The organism is Candidatus Pelagibacter sp. (assembly GCF_052049855.1).
Taxonomy (GTDB): Bacteria; Pseudomonadota; Alphaproteobacteria; order Pelagibacterales; family Pelagibacteraceae; genus Pelagibacter.
This window is the reverse complement of record NZ_JBNGZE010000002.1, coordinates 615,033-635,019: the sequence shown is the minus strand read 5'-3', so window position 1 is coordinate 635,019 and position 19,987 is coordinate 615,033. Positions and strand designations below refer to the sequence as shown.

General features: G+C 29.8%; 18 protein-coding genes and 1 other RNA gene. 12 read left to right on the top strand and 7 right to left on the bottom strand.

Features of this window, described 5'->3' with window-relative positions; genetic code table 11:
• The first annotated feature begins 61 nt into the window (after window positions 1-61).
• Entirely contained in the window at window positions 62-808 is a 747-nt protein-coding gene (locus ACTT9X_RS05525) for a glycosyltransferase family 2 protein (RefSeq protein WP_440934638.1), read from the top strand.
• Window positions 809-915: 107 nt separating this feature from the next.
• Here the strand turns inward: ACTT9X_RS05525 and ACTT9X_RS05520 are convergent, their stop codons facing one another.
• The 3 genes from ACTT9X_RS05520 to ACTT9X_RS05510 are packed head-to-tail and all read right to left on the bottom strand — an operon-like array spanning window position 916 to window position 3,364.
• Window positions 916-1,707, bottom strand: coding sequence for an ABC transporter permease (locus ACTT9X_RS05520; RefSeq protein ID WP_440934637.1), 792 nt, complete (start codon window positions 1,705-1,707; stop codon window positions 916-918).
• A 2-nt stretch (window positions 1,708-1,709) separates the two neighbouring features.
• Window positions 1,710-2,432, bottom strand: a complete 723-nt coding sequence (locus tag ACTT9X_RS05515) for an ABC transporter ATP-binding protein (RefSeq protein WP_440934636.1) — start codon at window positions 2,430-2,432, stop codon at window positions 1,710-1,712.
• Window positions 2,429-3,364: an L-threonylcarbamoyladenylate synthase gene (locus ACTT9X_RS05510; protein WP_440934635.1), complete on the bottom strand. Its 936-nt coding sequence runs from the start codon at window positions 3,362-3,364 to the stop codon at window positions 2,429-2,431. Before ACTT9X_RS05510 ends, ACTT9X_RS05515 begins: the two co-directional genes overlap by 4 nt.
• 20 nt (window positions 3,365-3,384) lie before the next feature.
• On the opposite strand from ACTT9X_RS05510, the gene ACTT9X_RS05505 reads away from it, so the two are divergent.
• The 3 genes from ACTT9X_RS05505 to dxs are packed head-to-tail and all read left to right on the top strand — an operon-like array spanning window position 3,385 to window position 6,402.
• Window positions 3,385-3,633, top strand: coding sequence for an exonuclease VII small subunit (locus ACTT9X_RS05505; RefSeq protein ID WP_440934634.1), 249 nt, complete (start codon window positions 3,385-3,387; stop codon window positions 3,631-3,633).
• Window positions 3,617-4,489 carry a polyprenyl synthetase family protein gene (locus tag ACTT9X_RS05500; protein WP_440934633.1) on the top strand — a complete coding sequence of 291 codons (873 nt, stop codon included), beginning with the start codon at window positions 3,617-3,619 and terminating at the stop codon, window positions 4,487-4,489. Before ACTT9X_RS05505 ends, ACTT9X_RS05500 begins: the two co-directional genes overlap by 17 nt.
• Window positions 4,486-6,402: a 1-deoxy-D-xylulose-5-phosphate synthase gene (gene dxs / locus ACTT9X_RS05495; protein ID WP_440934632.1), complete on the top strand. Its 1,917-nt coding sequence runs from the start codon at window positions 4,486-4,488 to the stop codon at window positions 6,400-6,402. The genes ACTT9X_RS05500 and dxs overlap by 4 nt, the downstream gene beginning before the upstream one ends.
• Window positions 6,403-6,408: 6 nt before the next feature.
• Here the strand turns inward: dxs and aroC are convergent, their stop codons facing one another.
• Complete coding sequence (gene aroC, locus ACTT9X_RS05490; protein ID WP_440934631.1) at window positions 6,409-7,491, bottom strand: chorismate synthase; 1,083 nt, start codon at window positions 7,489-7,491, stop codon at window positions 6,409-6,411.
• Window positions 7,492-7,524: 33 nt separating this feature from the next.
• On the opposite strand from aroC, the gene pdxH reads away from it, so the two are divergent.
• Window positions 7,525-8,151 (top strand): pyridoxamine 5'-phosphate oxidase, encoded by a 627-nt coding sequence (pdxH, locus tag ACTT9X_RS05485; RefSeq protein ID WP_440934630.1) that lies wholly within the window; start codon window positions 7,525-7,527, stop codon window positions 8,149-8,151.
• On the opposite strand, the gene ACTT9X_RS05480 is transcribed toward pdxH, so the two are convergent.
• Window positions 8,148-9,161: a polyprenyl synthetase family protein gene (locus ACTT9X_RS05480; RefSeq protein WP_440934629.1), complete on the bottom strand. Its 1,014-nt coding sequence runs from the start codon at window positions 9,159-9,161 to the stop codon at window positions 8,148-8,150. The genes pdxH and ACTT9X_RS05480 overlap by 4 nt on opposite strands.
• A gap of 113 nt (window positions 9,162-9,274) precedes the next feature.
• On the opposite strand from ACTT9X_RS05480, the gene ACTT9X_RS05475 reads away from it, so the two are divergent.
• The 5 genes from ACTT9X_RS05475 to ACTT9X_RS05455 are packed head-to-tail and all read left to right on the top strand — an operon-like array spanning window position 9,275 to window position 16,513.
• A complete protein-coding gene (locus tag ACTT9X_RS05475; protein ID WP_440934628.1) occupies window positions 9,275-10,081 on the top strand; it encodes a S49 family peptidase in 807 nt (268 codons plus the stop codon).
• Window positions 10,071-10,952, top strand: coding sequence for a glycine--tRNA ligase subunit alpha (locus tag ACTT9X_RS05470; RefSeq protein WP_440934648.1), 882 nt, complete (start codon window positions 10,071-10,073; stop codon window positions 10,950-10,952). The genes ACTT9X_RS05475 and ACTT9X_RS05470 overlap by 11 nt, the downstream gene beginning before the upstream one ends.
• Window positions 10,952-13,018 carry a glycine--tRNA ligase subunit beta gene (gene glyS, locus ACTT9X_RS05465; RefSeq protein WP_440934627.1) on the top strand — a complete coding sequence of 689 codons (2,067 nt, stop codon included), beginning with the start codon at window positions 10,952-10,954 and terminating at the stop codon, window positions 13,016-13,018. The genes ACTT9X_RS05470 and glyS overlap by 1 nt, the downstream gene beginning before the upstream one ends.
• Window positions 13,018-15,693, top strand: coding sequence for a pyruvate, phosphate dikinase (gene ppdK / locus ACTT9X_RS05460; protein ID WP_440934626.1), 2,676 nt, complete (start codon window positions 13,018-13,020; stop codon window positions 15,691-15,693). Before glyS ends, ppdK begins: the two co-directional genes overlap by 1 nt.
• Window positions 15,674-16,513: a sulfotransferase family 2 domain-containing protein gene (locus ACTT9X_RS05455; protein WP_440934625.1), complete on the top strand. Its 840-nt coding sequence runs from the start codon at window positions 15,674-15,676 to the stop codon at window positions 16,511-16,513. The genes ppdK and ACTT9X_RS05455 overlap by 20 nt, the downstream gene beginning before the upstream one ends.
• A 268-nt stretch (window positions 16,514-16,781) precedes the next feature.
• Here the strand turns inward: ACTT9X_RS05455 and ssrA are convergent.
• Window positions 16,782-17,080, bottom strand: a transfer-messenger RNA (tmRNA) gene (ssrA, locus tag ACTT9X_RS05450).
• 4 nt (window positions 17,081-17,084) lie between these two features.
• Here ssrA and thyX point away from each other — a divergent pair.
• Window positions 17,085-18,032, top strand: a complete 948-nt coding sequence (gene thyX / locus ACTT9X_RS05445) for an FAD-dependent thymidylate synthase (protein ID WP_440934624.1) — start codon at window positions 17,085-17,087, stop codon at window positions 18,030-18,032.
• On the opposite strand, the gene ACTT9X_RS05440 is transcribed toward thyX, so the two are convergent.
• Window positions 18,013-18,888 (bottom strand): Mrp/NBP35 family ATP-binding protein, encoded by an 876-nt coding sequence (locus ACTT9X_RS05440; protein WP_440934623.1) that lies wholly within the window; start codon window positions 18,886-18,888, stop codon window positions 18,013-18,015. The two genes, thyX and ACTT9X_RS05440, sit on opposite strands and share 20 nt — an antisense overlap.
• Between ACTT9X_RS05440 and hflK the strand changes: the two genes are divergently transcribed.
• Window positions 18,889-19,986 carry an FtsH protease activity modulator HflK gene (gene hflK, locus ACTT9X_RS05435; protein WP_440934622.1) on the top strand — a complete coding sequence of 366 codons (1,098 nt, stop codon included), beginning with the start codon at window positions 18,889-18,891 and terminating at the stop codon, window positions 19,984-19,986. It begins immediately after the preceding gene.
• The last annotated feature ends 1 nt before the right edge of the window (window position 19,987 follow it).

Sequence of the window (19,987 nt, the reverse complement as noted above, 5' to 3'; positions counted from 1 at the left end):
GTTATAGGTAATATCAATTAATATAATTTAATATTACTATCAATATATTAAGTATTAATTTATGAAAAAAAAAAAATACCTTATTTCAGTATGCATTCCTACTTTGAATTCAGAAAAGTATTTAGAAAAAGCCATAAAAAGCGTCATTGTTCAAGATTATAAAAATGTCCAACTTATAATTATTGATGGAGGTTCAAATGACGAAACCTTAAGTATTATTAAAAAATATAGAAAATATATTAATTACTGGGTAAGTGAAAAAGACAGAAATCTTTATGATGCTTGGAATAAAGGACTTAAAGTAGCCAAAGGTGAAATTTTTACAATTTTATGTTCAGATGATTACTACTTTAAGAATACTTTTTCTATAGTAAATAATTATTTTAATAAATTTTCTAAAATAAATTTTCTTTTTGGAGCTGCTAAAATGGGATGGGGAGTAGTCCATAAATATAAACCTGAAAAAATTAAATGGAGCTTCGGATTTTATACAACTACAACTCCAGCATTTTTTATTAAAACAAAGGATGCTAAAAAAGTTGGTGGTTGGAGTTTAAATTATAGAACCTCCTCAGATTATGATTTCTTTTATAAGATGTTGGTTAAACATAAAATGAAAGGAATGATTTCAAAGAAAACTGAGGTTTTTGGTTATCGTAGAAGTGGGGGTTTTTCCTCCAAGGTTCCTTATTTAGAGTGGTTAAATGAATGTTCGCGAATTAGAATAGACAATGGACAAAATCCTGTTTTTGTTTATTTGATACACATGATGAGGTTAATTAAAAACTTTAACAAAATATTTAAATGATAAAATATATTTAAAAATTTAAATTTATTTAATTTTTGAGATAAAGCAAATAATCAAATAGATTTTAAAATTTAGAATAAAGAGCAATTGTAAATAATAAAATTTTACTATTCTCCAATATTAATTAGAGTACCTTTATCTCTTGCTTTGTCAAAAGAGTAATAAAATACAAATATTGACAAAATTAAATAAAACCCATTCAGATATATTGCATTAATGATATTTTCATAATTTACCATTCCATTAACCAAAATATTTCTAGTCTCTTCAAAAATATAAACCAATGGAAGTGCGAAAGCGACTGACTGAAAGATTCCCGGGAGTGTTTCAACTGGATAATAAATGCAGCCAAAAGGCGCTAATAAAAACATGGTTGACCATGCAATATTCTCAAAAGATGGTCCAAATCTTAATAATCCTGCCGAAACAAACAGACCAAGCGTTATTCCAAATAAATATAGACTCAAGAAAAGAAATGCTAAAGGAAGACCAAGTTTTAGCAATGATATACCAAACAGTGGAGAAGTTAATAGTATAGCTGGAATCAAACCAATTAATGCTCTTATTAAAGCTGTAAAAACTAGAGAGACAATTATCTCGCTAATTTTCATTGGCGCAATGAATAGGTTAGTAAAATTTCTACTCCAAATTTCTTCCAAAAATAACATATTAAAGCCAATACTGGTTCTAAATAAAAAGTCATACAGAATTGCACATGAAAGAATAACTCCTACTGCACCACTGTAATAAGAGCTGTGAGCTGCAAAAAAATTAGAAATAAATCCCCAAAGAGTAATTTGAATTGAAGGCCAATAAATTAAATCTAATATTCTTGGAAATGATCTAGTTATTAAATAAAAGTGTCTTAAAAAAAGACCATAAATTCTAATTAAATTCATTTTTATTTTCTCGCAATTTCTAAAAATACTTCCTCTAAATTTCTTCTTCCATATTTTGTTATTAATTCTTCAGTAGTTCCTCTATCCACTATTAAACCATCTTTCATCATTAAAACAGAACTACATAATCTTTTTACTTCTTCCATATTATGAGAGGCGAGCAAAACTGATATTTTTTTTTCCTTTTTGTAATCTTCTAAAAACGACCTTACAAAATCACCGGTTTCAGGATCTAGTGAGGCAGTAGGTTCATCTAATAAAAGTACCCTTGGATCATTTATTAGAGCTTTCGCAAGACTTACTCTATTTTTTTGTCCAGAGGAAAGTTCTCCAGTAATTTTGTTTAAAAGGTCTTTTAATCTAAGTTTATTTGCAAGGTAATCTATTCGGTCATTTAAATTTTGAATGTTATATAATTTTCCATAAACAATTAAATTTTGTTTAACTTTAAGTTTTTTAGGTAATTCAATATATGGTGAGATAAAATTCATTTTATGAAGAAGAGAGATTTTATTTTTTTCAATATTCTCTCCATTGATTAAAACCTTACCACTACTTGGTTTTAATAATCCTAAAATCATTCCAATAGTTGTAGTTTTTCCACATCCATTAGGTCCTAATAAACCAACCATTTCATTTTCATTAATTTTAAAATTAATATTAGCTACTGCTTCTTTATCTTTATATTTTTTTGAGAGATTGATTACTTCAATAGAATTTGTCATTTATATTTAGAGGCTCTCCTTAATCTATCATTAATTGTTTTGCCAAGACCTTTGTCTGGTATCGTCTCAACTGCAATCTTTTTATAACCATCATTTTTTATTTTTCTTAAAGTTGAATATAAATTTCTTGCAGCTTCATTGATATTTTTCACTTTAGATAAATAATAATAGTTTTTAAATTTTGATTTTCTTTTTTTTATTAATAAATAAGCCTCATCTTTTTTTGGTTTTTTAACATTGACTCTTAAAGGTATCCCAGGTGAGTAATGTAACGGAAATAAACCAGGTGATAATTTTTTTTTTGAATTTGTATTAATAAATAATTTTTTTTTTAAAACATTTTCAATTTTTTTAGTATCAAGGCCACCATATCTTAAAAGTGATGGCTTTTCTATAAGATTTAATATTGTGGATTCAACTCCAATTTTACTTTTCCCACCATTTAAAATATATTTTATTTTTGAATCAAATTCTTCTTTTACATCAGATGGTTTAACGGAACTTAATTTTGAGGATATATTTGCACTCGGCGCAGCAAGTGGATAATCTAAATTTTTTAATAAATTTCTGAACAATTTATGTTTAGGAAAACGTACGGCAATACTTTTTTTATTATTAGTGACAAATTTTGATATTTTTGACTCTTTTTTTAATTTTAAAACATACGTTATTGGACCAGGAGAAAATTTTTTATAAAGTTTTACTAAGTTATCATTTATATTGCAGTCCTCCTTAAGTCTTTGAATATCATAATAATGGACAATCAGTGGATTATTTAATGGTCTTTTTTTAAGACTAAATATTTTCTTAACTGCACTATTTGAGTAGGCGTTTGCAGCTAATCCATAAACAGTTTCTGTTGGTACCGCAATACAATGATTATTATCTAAATATTTTTTTGCTTTTTTGATATTTGATTGAGTAGATTTCATGTATTAATAATTATTATTATATGAAAGATAAAATATTACCACTTGATTATGATCAGTATTCAGTTGAGCAGCTTACAGAAAAAGCAAATAAGATTATAGAGTCTCTAGAGACAGATAATGATTTAAACAATTCAGTTGACAGTTATCAAGAACTTTTAAAATTAAATAATATTATTGAAAAGAAATTTCATAAAAATTTTAAATCTATTGGGAAAGAGACAAATAAAAAGATTAAAGAGATTACTAAAAAAAATGAAGAAACAGCTTGATAAAATAGTTAAGGATACAAATATTTTTCTTAAAAAATATATTAATTCACAGAAATATTCTCATTTAATGTCACCAATGAAGTATGGTTTATTTCCAGGTGGAAAAAAAATAAGATCTAAAATCTTAATTGACTTAGGGTCATTATTTTCAGTGGATTATAAAACACTAATTATAGTTGGCTCAGCGGTTGAATGTATTCATGCTTATTCACTTATTCATGACGATCTACCTTGTATGGATGATGATGATATAAGAAGAGGAAAACCATCAACTCACATTAAATTTGGTGAGTCAACAGCAGTTCTTGCAGGTAATTCATTATTAACTTTAGCATTTGAAATTTTATCGAGTCCTAAATTGAAATTAAATGAAAAGATAAAAATCAACTTAATCAAAAAATTATCAGAATGTTCAGGTCATTTAGGGATAGCTGGTGGGCAATATTTAGATTTGAGTTACGAGAAAAAGAAAATATCAAGGAATAAAATATTAGAAATGGAAATAAAGAAAACAGGAATGTTATTTAGTTTTTGTTGTGCGGCTCCAGCAATAATTAAGAGAAAAACAATTAAAGAAATTAAATTTTTTGAAAATATTGGATCAAAAATTGGTCTTTTATTCCAAATTGCTGATGATTTAATTGATTTGAAAAGTAAATCTAAAGAAGCTGGGAAAAAAACAGGAAAAGATCAAAAAAAAGGAAAGGCAACACTTATAAATTTAATAGGTTATGATGACTCAGTTAAGTATTGTGATAAAATAATAAAAGATATTAATAAAAATTTAACAAAATATGGTTCAAGATCTAAAAAAATAAATGAAACATTGGAATATATATTGAATAGAAAAAAATGAAAAAAAATTATCAATTTTTAAATGATATCAACTTTCCATCTGATTTAAGAAAAGTTTCTGAGGAAAATTTACAAAAAGTTGCTGATGAGGTTAGAGAGGAAATGATAAGTGCTGTTTCAGAAACAGGAGGTCACCTTGGTGCTGGTTTAGGAGTGGTTGAATTGACAGTTGCACTTCATTATGTTTTTGATACGCCAAATGATAAATTAATATGGGATGTTGGTCATCAGTCTTATCCTCATAAAATTTTAACTGGAAGAAAAGATAAAATTAGAACTTTACGACAGGGTGATGGTTTATCAGGTTTTACAAAAAGATCTGAAAGCGAATATGACCCATTTGGAGCAGCCCACAGCTCAACATCTATTTCATCAGCATTGGGAATTGCTGAGGCAAATAAATTAGAAAATAAGTCTTCCAATGTAATAGCTGTTATAGGTGATGGAGCGATTAGTGCAGGTATGGCTTACGAAGCTATGAATAATGCTGGAGCGTCAAAGACAAAAATGATTGTAATTTTAAATGATAACGATATGTCAATTGCAAAACCAGTCGGGGCAATGAGAACTTACTTGGCAAAATTATTTACTGGTAAGATATATTTTAGTTTAAGAGAGACCTTTAAATTAATTACATCTGCATTTTCGAAAAGATTTAGTGCTAAAGCAGGAAAAGCAGAAGATTTTTTCCGTTCAGCAGTAACAGGAGGCACATTGTTTAGTTCACTAGGTTTTTATTACGCAGGTCCTATAGATGGTCATGATTTATCAAGCCTAGTTCCGATTTTAAAAAATGCAAAAGACTCAAGACATGAGGGTCCAATAATGATCCATATTAAAACTCAAAAAGGAAAGGGTTATTCTTATGCAGAAAAAGCAAATGACCATTATCATGGAGTATCAAAATTTAATGTTGAGACTGGAGAACAGTTAAAGAGTAAATCTAATCTTCCAGCTTATACAAAAGTTTTTGCTAATACGTTAGTGAAACACGCAAAAAAAGATAGCAAAATAGTTGGAATCACAGCAGCAATGCCAGGAGGGACTGGTATGGATATTTTTGGAAAAGAGTTTCCAAGTAGAATGTTTGATGTAGGAATAGCTGAACAACATGCAGTAACTTTTGCCGCTGGTTTAGCAACCGAGGGATACAAACCATATGCTGCAATATATTCTACATTTTTACAAAGAGCGTATGATCAAGTTGTCCACGATGTTGCCATTCAAAGTTTACCAGTTAGATTTGCGATAGATAGAGCAGGATTAGTTGGTGCTGATGGATCAACACATGCTGGTTCATTTGATATAACTTACTTATCAACTTTACCTAACTTTATAGTAATGGCAGCAAGTGATGAAGCTGAGCTGGTTAAAATGATTAATACTTCAGTATATATAAATGATAGACCTACCGCAATTAGATATCCAAGAGGAACTGGAGTAGGTGTTGATCTCCCATCAATAGACGAAAAAATTGAAATTGGTAAAGGGAGAGTCGTTCAACAAGGGACACAAGTTTGTATTTTAAACCTCGGTACTCGTCTTGAGGAGTGCAAGTTAGCTTTAGAGGAATTAAAAGCAAAAGGAATTTCAACAACTCTGATAGACGCCAGATTTGCTAAGCCTTTAGACGAAGAACTTATATTAAAATCTGCTAAGGAACATGAGCTTATGATAACTATTGAAGAGGGATCAATAGGCGGTTTTGGTTCCCATGTTGAAAATTTATTAGCTGAAAAAGGAGTATTTGATAAAGGTTTAAAATTTAGATCAATGACTTTACCAGATAAATTTATTGAACAAGATGATCCAAAAAAAATGTACGATAAAGCTGGATTAAACAGTTCTCAAATTTCTAAGAAAATTGCTGATATTTTGTTTCAAAAGGACACAATAAGAGTTGTGAAAAATTAATTTAAGCTAATTACATTGGGCTTTATTCATCAAGTAGTGGTCAAGTAAAACACAGTTCATCATAGCTTCACCAATTGGTACAGCTCTAATTCCTACACAAGGATCATGTCTACCCTTAACAGATATAGAAGTATTTTTTCCAAATTTATTAATAGTTTTTCTACTAGTTAAAATTGAGGATGTTGGTTTGACAGCAAAAGATGCAATAATTTCTTGGCCCGTAGAAATTCCACCAAGAATTCCACCCGCTTTATTTGAATTGAATTTTAATTTATTTCCTTTTGAAGAAATTTCATCTGAATTTTGTTCTCCACTTAATTGTGCTGAGTTCATTCCTGCACCTATATTTACACCCTTAACTGCATTAATACTCATTAGACCTGAAGCTATGTCAGTATCCAATTTAGAATAAATTGGAGCACCTAAACCAACTGGGATACCTCTTGCTCTTATTTCAATTACTGCTCCACATGATGATCCTGATTTTCTTACACTAAGTAAATATTTTTCCCATAATTTAATCATTGATTTATCTGGACAAAAAAATGGATTTTTTGAAATTACTTTATCGTTCCATTGATTTGTATCGCATCCAAGAATTCCTAGCTGAGTTACTGCACCAATTACTTTAAATTTTTTACCTAATTTTTTTTGAAGTACAACTTTTGCTATTGCACCAGCCGCAACACGTGCTGCAGTTTCTCTTGCAGAAGATCTACCACCACCTCTATAGTCTCTAATTCCGTATTTTTTAAAATAAGTAAAATCTGCATGACCTGGTCTGAACTTATCTTTAATATTACTATAATCTTTGGATCTCATATCTTTGTTGTAGATTATGAGAGAAATAGGTGTTCCAGTTGTTTTGCCCTCAAACACTCCTGACAATATTTGAACTTTATCATCCTCTTTTCTCTGAGTTGTAAATTTAGATTGTCCTGGTTTTCTTTTGTTTAATTCTATTTGAATATCGTGCTCTTTAAGAGTTATGTTTGGAGGACAACCATCAACAATACAACCAATTGCTGGTCCATGAGACTCTCCCCAAGTTGTGAAACGAAATAGCTTTCCAAAAGTATTAAATGACATTATTTATATTATATAGATTATTTTGTTTAAATTATGAATCAAAAAAACTCTTTAGGTCTTAATAGTTGCTTTCTTGATATAGATGATCCAATTCATTTATTTCATGAATGGATGGAGGAAGCAAAGAAAACTGAGCCAAATGATCCAAACGCTGTTGCTTTGGCCACATCAGATAAAAAAAACATTCCTTCAGTAAGAATGGTTTTACTTAAGGATTTTAACAAAGATGGATTTGTATTTTATACAAACTTAAATAGTCAAAAGGGAAATGAATTAAAGGAAAATCCGAATGCTGCGATGTGTTTCCATTGGAAAAGTCTCCTAAGACAAATAAGAATTAATGGAAAGGTATCATTAGTTTCTGATCAGGTTGCAGATGAATATTATTCATCTAGAGCGTATGAAAGTCGAATAGGAGCATGGGCTTCTAAGCAAAGTGAAGAATTAAATTCTCGAGAACAATTATTAGAATCTATAAAAGATTACAAAAAAAAATATAGCAACAAATCAGATGTACCAAGACCAAGTCACTGGTCTGGATGGATTTTATCTCCAGATTGTATTGAATTTTGGCTAGATGGTGAGAACAGAATCCACGAGAGATTAAAATATAATAAAGATAACTCTGGGAAGTGGATAAAGTCTTTAATAAGTCCTTAAAAATTTCTTGATAAACTAAATGAAGTTAATCTTTTAAGAATATTTTTTTCTTCAGAGTCTTTAAAAACACTTAGAGAATTTGAGGCTAAATTTATATAGTGCTGGGCTTTTTGATAGCATTCCTGAATTATTTGATACTTATTTATAAGAGCAATAATTTCATTAAATTCATCTCTTGTTCTTAACTCTTTTTTAAACATATTTGATAAAATTTTCTTTTCATCGTTTCCTAATTTTTGAAAAAGTAAAATTATTGGTAACGTAATTTTTCCTTCAAAAAAATCTTGACCAATTTTTTTGCCAAATAGTTTGAGCTCAGCATTATAGTCTAGTGTGTCGTCTGCTATTTGAAAAGTTAATCCCAAGTTTCTTCCATAAAATTCTAAAGCATCTTTTTCTTTATTTTCTGCATCAGATAAAATTGCACCAACTTTAGTTGCTGCTGCAAATAACTCAGCAGTTTTAGCTGAGATAATTTTTAAATATGTTTCTTCTAGCATATCAACTTCACCTTTGTGTTGAAGTTGTAGCACTTCTCCCTGAGCAATTTTTGATGAAGTGGACGATAATAATTTTAAAACTTCTAGGTTTCCATCTTCTACCATCATTTCAAAACATCTACTCAATAGATAATCTCCTATTAAAACTGACGAATGATTATTCCAAACTTTGTTCAAAGTTTCTTTCCCCCTTCTAACAGTACCTTCATCAATTACATCATCATGCATCAATGTTGCGCTGTGAATTAATTCAACGCATGCAGCTAAATTTATATCTCTAGAGCCTTTAGAGTAACCGCATAGTTTTGCACTACCTAATGTGAGTAAAGCTCTAAGTCTTTTTCCTCCAGTTTCTATATGATAATCTGTCATTTTTTGAACCAGCTCTACGTCGCTAGATAATTTTGATTTTATTTTTTCTTCAGTTAAAACCAGTTTTTCTTCAACCGAGTCTTTAAGCTGAAAATATGAATCATTTATCTGATTTTTGAGCTGTACAACTGTTCCCATAACATTTTAAATTAGTATAATTTGTTTATATATATTACTTATCAATTGACGCACCGGTTTCTTCAATTATAAGTAGTCTTTATATTCAATAAATAATTCTATAAGACTTACCTATGTTCTCTTTTTTTAAAAAGCAAAAAATTGTTGCTCACTTAAAATTAAGTGGGGTTATTGGTAATGCAGGAAGATTTAAACAAGGTATTGATTTTGCAGGTCAAGAAGAACTAATTAAAAAGGCTTTTTCTTTGAAAAAAGCGGCATGTGTTGCTATATCAATCAATTCTCCAGGAGGATCACCAGTTCAATCTCATTTAATCTACAGTTTTATTAGACAACAAGCAAAAAAACACAAAAAAAAAGTTATTGTATTCGCTGAAGATGTAGCTGCTTCTGGAGGTTATTTGATTTCTTGTGCTGGAGACGAAATTTATGCAAATTCAAGTTCAATAATCGGATCTATAGGAGTGATATATTCCTCTTTTGGATTTACTGAGTTGATAAAAAAAATTGGGGTTGAAAGAAGAGTTCATACTGCTGGTAAAAACAAAAGCACACTTGATCCATTTTTAGAAGAAAAAAACGAGGATATAGAAAGATTAAAAAATATTCAATTGGATCTTCATAAAGACTTTATAGATGTTGTTGAAAAAAGCAGAGGATCAAAATTAAACAAATCTGATGTAGAACTTTTTTCAGGTGAGTTTTGGTCAGGTGGTAAAGCAAAAAATTTAGGTTTGATTGATGGAATAGGTAATGCACATGAAATATTAAAAAATAAATTTGGTGAAGATGTAATTATTAAAAAATTTGAAAAATCAAAAGGATGGTTAAGTCAAAAACTTTCTTCATCCAGTAATCAAGTAGATCAAATAGCAAGTATTTTAGATGAAAGATCAATTTGGCAAAGATATGGTTTCTAAAGCAAAAAAAGAAAAAAAAAAAATTCAAACATTCCAAGATACAATTTTAAATCTTCAGAAATTTTGGAGTAAAAAAGGATGCATTATTCTTCAGCCTTATGATATGGAGGTTGGTGCAGGAACTTTTCATCCAGCTACTACCCTAAGATCACTTGGATATAAACCATGGAAAGCAGCTTATGTACAACCATCAAGAAGACCTACAGATGGCAGATATGGAGATAATCCAAACAGGTTGCAACACTATTATCAATTTCAAGTTTTAATTAAACCTTCACCAGAAAATATAAAAAAACTTTATTTAAATAGTTTATCTACTATAGGAATAGATCATAATGATCATGATATAAGGTTTGTTGAAGATGATTGGGAAAGCCCAACTTTAGGTGCTGCAGGACTGGGATGGGAAGTATGGTGTGATGGAATGGAAATTACTCAATTCACCTATTTTCAACAAATGGCTGGATTTGATTGTAAACCTGTATCAGTTGAAATTACTTATGGTTTAGAAAGAATTTGTATGTTCACTCAAAAAGAAAAAAACGTTTATGATTTATTATGGAATGATGAAGGTGTAAAATATCATGAAGTATTTCATCAAGCTGAAAAAGAATTTTCAGCATACAATTTTGAACACGCAAATGTAGAAACACTTTTGAAAATGTTTGAAATGCATGAGACCGAGGCAAAAGATTTGGTAGAAAAAAAAATTTCTTTACCAGCATATGATCAATGTTTAAAAGCTAGTCATGTATTTAATATTTTAGATGCAAGAGGTGCAATCAGTGTCGCACAAAGAGCAGGTTATATTGCTAGAATAAGAGAGATTACAAAATCTGCAGCAGGCGTTTGGTTAGATAGTCAAAAATAATGTCAGAGTTTTTTTTAGAATTATATAGTGAGGAAATACCCTCAAACCTTCAACAAAATTTAAGGGAAGACTTACTTAAAAAATTTAATGATTTTTTTTTAGAAAAATCAATTTTATTTAAAAAAAGCTCTTCATACTCAACACCAAACAGACTAGTGGTATTGTTTGAAGGTGTTCAAAAAAATGTTGTGCAAAAATCTGAGGAGATTAAAGGTCCGAATATCAAGTCACCAGAGGTTGCATTAGACGGGTTTGTTAGGTCAAATAAAATATTAAAAAAGGAGCTCTACCAAAAGAAAACTGATAAAGGAGAATTTTATTTTTTCAATACAAAATCAAAAAAATTGCACACACATGAATTGCTAGAAGAATTTATACCAATATTGTTAAGTAAAATTCAATGGAAAAAATCAATGTATTGGGGAACTTTTGACCTAAATTGGGGGAGACCGTTAAAATCAATTCTAGCTGTATTTGATAAAAAAAAATTAAATTTTAATTTTCATCACCTAACATCTTCTAACTCAACTTTTATTGATAAAGAATTTGAGGAAAATAAAAAGTCATTCTTAGAATTTAAAAATTATAAAAATTTTTTTAAAAAAATTGACATTATCGTTGATCACAATGAAAGAAAAAAGATAATAGAAAAAAAATTCAACAATATATTAAAAAATAAAAATGTTAAGATTCAACATAATCCTAGATTGCTTAATGAGGTTGTAGATTTAACAGATCAACCAAATATCCTTCTTTGTGAATTTGATAAGAAATTTTTGAATATTCCAAAAGAAATATTAATTATTACCATGCAGTACCATCAAAAATATTTCCCTATATTTGATAATAAAGAAAATATTACTAATGAGTTTTTAGTTGTTGCAAATAAAAAAGATAAAAAGGGATTAATTAAATTAGGAAATGAAAGAGTGGTCGAAGCAAGATTAAGCGATGCAGAATTTTTTTGGAAAAAAGATAAATCTCAAAATATGGTCAAAAAAGTTACTGAATTAAAATCAATGAATTACTTTAGAGGCCTAGGAAGTTATTTTGATAAAGCTCAAAGAATGAGAAAATTGGGTGGAATGATATCCGATGAACTTTTAATCAGTAAAGAAAAAGTTGAATTATCAGCATCAATTTGTAAAGTTGATTTATTATCAGAGGTAGTGGGTGAATTCCCAGAACTACAAGGTGTGATGGGAGGTTATTTTGCGATTGCACAAGGTTTTGATAAAGATTTGGCTTTGGCCATAAGTGAGCAATATTTACCCTTAGGGTCAGGATCAAGAGTCCCAAAAAAACCATTTAGCATAGCCCTTTCTTTAGCTGATAAGATAGACACTTTAGTTGGTTTTTTTGGTTTAAATCAAAAGCCAACAAGTTCTAAAGATCCATATGCTCTCAGAAGATTAGCATTAGGAGTAATAAGAATAATAGTTGAAAATAAAAAAGATTTTAAAATAAAAGATTTAATTAATTATTCTTTAAGCCTGTATTTAGATCAAGGTTTTGAAATTGATAATAAATCTTTACAAAATGATTTATCAGATTTTTTAATGGATAGATTAAAATATCACATGAAGGAAGAAAATATTAGAAATGATATAGTTAATGCATCAACCAGTTCCTTTAACTTAGATCAATCTTTTGTTATTTTTAATAAAGCTAAACATTTAAATAAAATTATTAACGAACCAGGTGGTTTAGATATTATTGCAAGCTATAAAAGAGCCTCAAACATTTTAGACGGTGAATTAAAAAATAATAAAATAGAATTATCAAATACAACTGACCCTAGTATTTTTAAAACTGAGTTAGAAAAAAACCTCTTTGAAAAAATTAGTGAATTAAGGAAATATTTTTCAGGCATTAATAAAGATGAAAATTATGTTCAAACATTGGACAATTTAGCTAGTGTTAAAAGAGAGGTTTTTGACTTTTTTGATAATGTAATTGTGAACGAGGATGATCCAATAGTAAAAAAGAATAGGCTGGAACTAATCCAAATGATGTGTAAAACGTTCAACAATTATGTTAATTTTTCTCTAATCGACTCCCATTAATGAAAAAACTTATATTAAACTTTAATTCTAAGGATAGTAGAAAAATTAAAAATCCTAAAAATTTTTTAGGAGGAAAAGGTGCTAATCTCTCTGAAATGGGAAGAATGGGTCTTCCAGTGCCTTCTGGTTTTACAATATCCACAAAAGTTTGTGAAATTTTTTATAAGGATAAAAAAAAATTAAATAAAAATTTAATTTCTCAAATTAAAAAAGAATTAAAATTAATTGAAAAAGATGTTTCTAAGAAATTTGGAGACTTAAAAAATCCACTTTTGTTGTCTGTGCGGTCTGGTGCAAGAGTTTCAATGCCAGGCATGATGGATACTATTCTAAATCTAGGTCTGAACGATAAAACAGTCAAAGCTTTAGCAATTAAAACTTCAAATGGAAGATTTGCCAAAGACAGTTATAGAAGATTCATTCAAATGTATGGTAATGTTGTAATGGGTGTAGAAGGTTATCATTTTGAGGAATTAATTGAAAATTATAAACTTACGAAAGGTGTTTTGTTAGATACAGATTTAGATGAAAGTGATTGGGATGGATTAATTGAAGATTTTAAAAGAACAGTAAGAGAAAAGGCAAAAAAAGATTTTCCCCAAGATGTTTATGAACAATTGCTGGGTGCAATAAGCGCAGTATTTTTATCGTGGGAAAGTAATAGAGCAAAAGTTTACAGAAAACTACATCAAATCCCAGCCGAGTGGGGAACTGCAGTAAATGTTCAATCAATGGTTTTTGGAAATATGGGTGATGATTGTGCAACAGGAGTTGTGTTTACAAGAAATCCATCAGACGGATCAAATGAAATATATGGTGAGTATTTAATTAATGCGCAAGGCGAAGATGTTGTAGCGGGTACAAGAACTCCTCAATACATAACAAAAAAAGCTAGGAGAGATGCAAAATTAAAAGAATTATCAATGGAAGAATCTATGCCTAAAGTCTTTAAAGAACTTCAAAAAATTTTGAAAAAATTAGAGATGCATTACAAAGATATGCAAGATGTAGAGTTTACAGTTGAAAATAGTAAACTATGGATGCTTCAAACAAGATCAGGAAAAAGAACAGCAAAATCAGCAGTCAAGATTGCAGTTGATATGGTTAAAGAAAAATTAATTTCTAAAAAAGAAGCCGTATTAAGAATTGACCCAAACACTTTAGATACACTTTTACACCCTACTTTGGATGAAAAAACTTCAATTAAAGTAATAGCAAATGGATTGCCAGCATCACCAGGTGCAGCTAGTGGTAAAGTTGTATTTTCATCTGAGGAGGCTGAAAGATTAAACGCAATGATGCAAGATACAATTTTGGTCAGAGTAGAGACCTCTCCAGAGGATATACAAGGAATGCATGCTGCAAAAGGAATTTTGACTGCTAGAGGAGGCATGACAAGTCATGCGGCAGTTGTTGCAAGAGGTATGGGTAGACCATGTGTATCAGGATCAAGTGAAATTGATATAAACTATGAAAATAAATCTTTTAAAACTTCTTCAATGGAGATTAAAGAGGGAGAAGTAATCACCATTGATGGTTCAACAGGAAGAATTATTGTTGGAAGTGTTTTAACTGTGAAGCCTGAGATATCTGGTGATTTTTCTAAGTTAATGTCTTGGGCAGATAGCTTTAGAAAATTAAAAGTAAGAACAAATTCTGAAACGCCAAAAGATACCAAAACAGCAAAAGATTTTGGTGCAGAGGGCATTGGATTATGCAGAACTGAACATATGTTTTTTGATGAAGAACGGATTTTATCTGTAAGAGAAATGATATTATCAAAAACAAAAGAAGACAGAGCAATAGCATTACAAAAACTGTTACCGCATCAAAGAAAAGATTTTATAGATATTTTTAAAATCATGAGCGGATTACCAGTCACAGTTAGATTGTTGGACCCACCATTACATGAATTTTTACCAAGTACAGAAAAGGAAATTAATGAGGTTGCTAGCATAGTTAATCTCCCAATTAAAGAGGTTGAGTCAAGAATTGAAGAACTCCATGAGCAAAATCCTATGTTAGGTCATAGAGGATGTCGTCTGGGAATATCTTTTCCTGAAATTTATAAAATGCAATGCAAAGCAATATTTGAAGCTTTGGTTTACCTTAAAAAGAATAAAATTAAATCTGCGTTTCCTGAAATAATGATACCTTTAGTTTCTACAGAAGCTGAAATAAAAATAATGAAAGAATTAGTAGTTAGAACTGCGAGTCAAGTCCAACAAGAAAATAAATTGAAAATAGAGTTTTTAATAGGAACGATGATTGAATTACCCAGAGCAGCAATAAAAGCAAAGGAGATCGCTAAGCACGCAGAATTCTTTAGTTTTGGAACAAATGATCTAACTCAGACTACTTTTGGGATCAGTAGAGATGATAGTGGTAAATTTTTAAATGATTATTTAGAAAACAAAATATTTTCTGTTGATCCTTTTGTTTCAATAGATGAAGGAGTTTCAGATTTAGTTGAAATAGCTGTCAAAAAAGGACGAGAACAAAACAAAAACCTAAAGCTAGGTATCTGTGGAGAGCATGGAGGAGATCCACATAGTATTTCTTTTTGTTCTAATGCAGGATTGAATTATGTTTCTTGTTCACCTTATAGAGTTCCTGTTGCAAGGCTAGCTGCCGCTCAAGCTGAAATTAAAAAAAATGAAATTATATCCAAATAATTTGTTTAGATTTTTGTTCCCAAAAAAATTTAACAATAAGAGAGTTGTACATTATCACATAATGAAAACTGGAGGCACGTCTATAAATCAATATTTTTATAGTTTATTAAATAATAAAGACTTTGATAATATTGAAATAAAATTTCCAAAAATTAAAGATTATCAACAAGAGAACTTTAAAAAATCATCTGCAGGTAACAAAATATATATGATATCTAATCGGCACGGAGGCAATGTAAGTGGAAATAATTATATAATAGCTAAAAGTAAAATTCTTCGAAAACTTAATTTATTTAGCTATATCCATCAACACAATCTAAGTCTAACTTATTTAAAAAATAAAAAATATTTTTGTTTTTCGGTAATAAGAGAACCTGGAAGCAGATTTATGTCTTTATTTAAAAATCTCTATAAAAACCATTTTAATAATGAACTTTATGTTTATGGTGATTTTTACAAAAAATTTGATGATATTGAAATATATAATAACCCAAAAAAGTTTATCGAAAGAATAAAAGAAAATAAGTTTTTATTTTTTAATCAAATTCATACATTTTCTAAAAATCTAAATATTTTTGAAGCTTTAGAAAATATTAAAAGATTAGATTTTTTATTAAATCAATCTAATTTAAATGAACATTTTGATTTACTAGTTAAAAAATTAGAATTGAAAACAACTAATTTAGATTATGTAAGAAAGTCAGATGTTAAAATTGATGAAAATTTTCTAAATGAATTGAAAGAATTATTTTATAAAAATAATGAAATTGAAGTAGAATTTTATAAAAGAATACAAAATTTGAAATTAAATAATTTTTGAAAACAGAATAATATTTCTACATAAAGAGTTAGATTTAAATCAAAACAATAAAAATCCATGTTTCACAAAGGAAAAAAACATAGCAAACATACTAAATTTAAAATTTCATTATCAAAAAAACACCACTATGGCGCCAAGTAAGAAATTATCCAAAGTAAAATAAATAACCAAAAACCTCTTGCAACAATTTGTAAAGCTCCAAATCCTTTGTAACCTTGATGAATTAGAACTGATAAAATTAAGACAATAATTTAGATTTCCATTTTCTTAAGGGGCGTTCTGTTGCCAGGTGCCCCAAACCCCGTTTGCTTAATTAACCAAGTTAATTAGGCAGCAAGTGCGTAACTTTCGTTAGCAATTATAAATTAGCCCGTTACGGTGGAACAATCCCGAACGAAAGAATAGCCTTTAGTCACCCGTCGAATCTAGTTCACCCCCATAAGTTGTAATGGTGGAGGTGGTGGGTACTGCCCCCACGTCCGCAATGGTTATTACGAAATTCGTTTATCGTCGTAGTTGGAAAACCAACATTATTAATATAAAAGTAATTTCAACAGATTCAATAACAATCATGAAATTAACTAAAGAACAACAAGAGGAAATAAAAAATCAACAATCTCAAAGTAATCAAACAAAAAGAGTTACTGCTCCTGAGCTTGAAAAAATATTATATGAAGCAATTCCAGCGCTTGATCATGGTTTTGTAAGAGTTGTTGATTATATGGGTGATGACACATCGATAGTTCAATCAGCCAGAGTATCGTACGGAAAAGGAACCAAACAAGTTTCAACTGACAAAGGTTTAATTAAATATTTGATGAGGCATTGGCACAGCACTCCATTTGAAATGTGTGAAATTAAATATCATGTTAAGCTTCCAATATTTATTGCAAGACAATGGATTAGACATAGAACTGCAAATGTTAATGAATATTCCGCTAGATATTCAATTTTAGATAAAGAATTTTATTTGCCATCACAAGAAAATTTAGCTGCTCAATCTACTAGTAATCGACAGGGTAGAGGAGATGTCTTAAAAGGAAAACAGGCAGAGGAAGTTTTAGAACTTTTAAAAACTGATGCAGAGAGAACTTATAATAATTATGAGACTATGCTTAATGAAAGATTTGATGGATCAACTATAGATGAAAAAAAAAAAGGTTTAGCGAGAGAGCTCGCAAGAATGAATTTAACACTAAATACCTATACTCAATGGTACTGGAAAACTGATTTATTAAATTTAATGAATTTTTTAAGATTACGAGCTGATAGTCATGCTCAATACGAAATTAGAGTTTATGCTGACATAATGCTGGATACCGTAAAAAAGTGGGTTCCTACAACTTATGATGCTTTTATGGATTATAGAGTTGGTGGTACTGAGGTTTCCGCAAAAGGAAAGTTAATTATTCAAAAACTTATTAAAGGTGAGAATGTAGATGTTGAAAGTTCTGGCCTTTCCAAAAGAGAGTGGAATGAATTAATGACTGCTTTTGATATTAAAGATAAGTTGATTTAATTCTTTCAGCAAAATTTAAATATATTTTAGAAATTTCATGCTCGGGGCTAGCCTCTACAATTGGTTTTCCTTCATCACCAGTCTTACCTAATTCAGGATAAATTGGAATTTCACCCAAAAATTCTTTTTGAAATTCCTCTGCAGTTTTCTTAACCCCACCTTCTCCAAAAATTTTATATTTTTTTCCATCGTCACCTATGAAATAACTCATGTTATCAACTAAACCTAAGATTTTAACTCCAAGTTTATCAAACATTTTTATTCCTCTTTTAACATCTAAAAGAGCTACTTCTTGAGGTGTACTAATAATTATTGCACCATCCATCTTTATTTCTTGTGAAAATGTAAGTTGAGTGTCACCAGTTCCTGGAGGCATATCAACGATAATAAAATCCAATTCTTTCCAATTTACTTTCTGAGTAAAAGTTTTAATTGCGCTTGTTACCATAGGACCACGCCATATCATTGGAGTTTGCTGGTCTGCTAAAAAACCGATAGACATACATTGAATTTCATATTTTGTAATTGGATCTAATTTTTGACCATCACTTTTGGGTTTTTCATTAATATCGAACATTTTAGGAATTGATGGACCATAAATATCTGCATCTAAAAGACCCACTTTGCATCCAACTTTTTTCAAAGCCAAAGCAAGATTCGTCGCAAATGTAGATTTTCCAACTCCACCTTTTGCACTAGAGATTGCAATTGTAAACTTAGTTCCAAGAATAGGATTTTTATTGAATTTTTTAGGTTCTAGCTTACTTTTCATTGCGGCACTAAGTTCAGGCTTTTTGTCAGTCATAAAAGTATCATTACTTGTTTTTTGCAATAAAGACACTATATACTTTGCCATATGTCTGATGATTTTAAAGGTCAAAGTCCTTGGGGAGCACCTCCTGGTGGAGGTGGTGGTAATGGTTCAGGTAGAGGCCCGACACCACCCAATGTTGACGAATTGATAAAAGATCTTCAAGATAAAATAAAAAGATTTTTACCTGGTGGAAAAACTTCAGGAGGAAAATCAATTAGTCTAATTTTATTAGTTTTAGTTTTTGTGTGGTTAGCTAGCGGTCTATATAGAGTACTACCAGATGAACAAGGAGTTGTATTAAGATTTGGTAAATTTGTAAAAACTACACAACCTGGTTTAAATTATCATATACCCTTTCCTGTTGAAACCGTGCAAACTCCAAAGGTCACTAAGGTTAATCGGATGGATATTGGTTTTAGGTCTGAGAGAGACAGTGGTTTCTCCACGGGCGGAGGGGTTGCTGATGTACCACAAGAAAGCTTGATGTTAACTGGAGATGAAAATATTGTTAACATAGACTTTTCAGTATTTTGGGTAATTAAAGACGCTGGTAATTTTTTATTTAAAATTCAAGATCCAGAAGGAACTGTTAAAGCAGCTGCCGAAACTGCTATGAGAGAAGTAATTGCAAAAAGCGATATTCAACCAATTTTAACAGAGGGAAGATCAAAAATTGAGCTTGAAACTCAAGAAATTATTCAGACTATTTTAGATGATTATGAAAGTGGAATTCAAATTACTCAAGTGCAAACTCAAAAAGCTGACCCACCTGATCAAGTAATCGATGCATTTAGGGATGTCCAGGCTGCAAGAGCTGATATGGAAAGATCAAAAAACGAAGCTGAAGCTTATGCGAACGATGTAATACCAAGAGCACGAGGAGAAGCACAAAAAATTTTACAAGCAGCAGAAGCATATAAAAAAGAAGTTGTTGCAAAAGCAGAGGGTGAGGCAAGCAGATTTATAGCAATATACAGTGAATATAAAAATGCAAAAGCAGTTACTCAAGAAAGAATGTATTTAGAAACTATGGAGAAAGTTTTAGCTGATATAGATAAAGTAATTATAGAAAAAAATGCAGGTTCAGGAGTAGTTCCATACTTACCTTTACCTGAATTAAAAAAGAAAGTGACAAATTAAA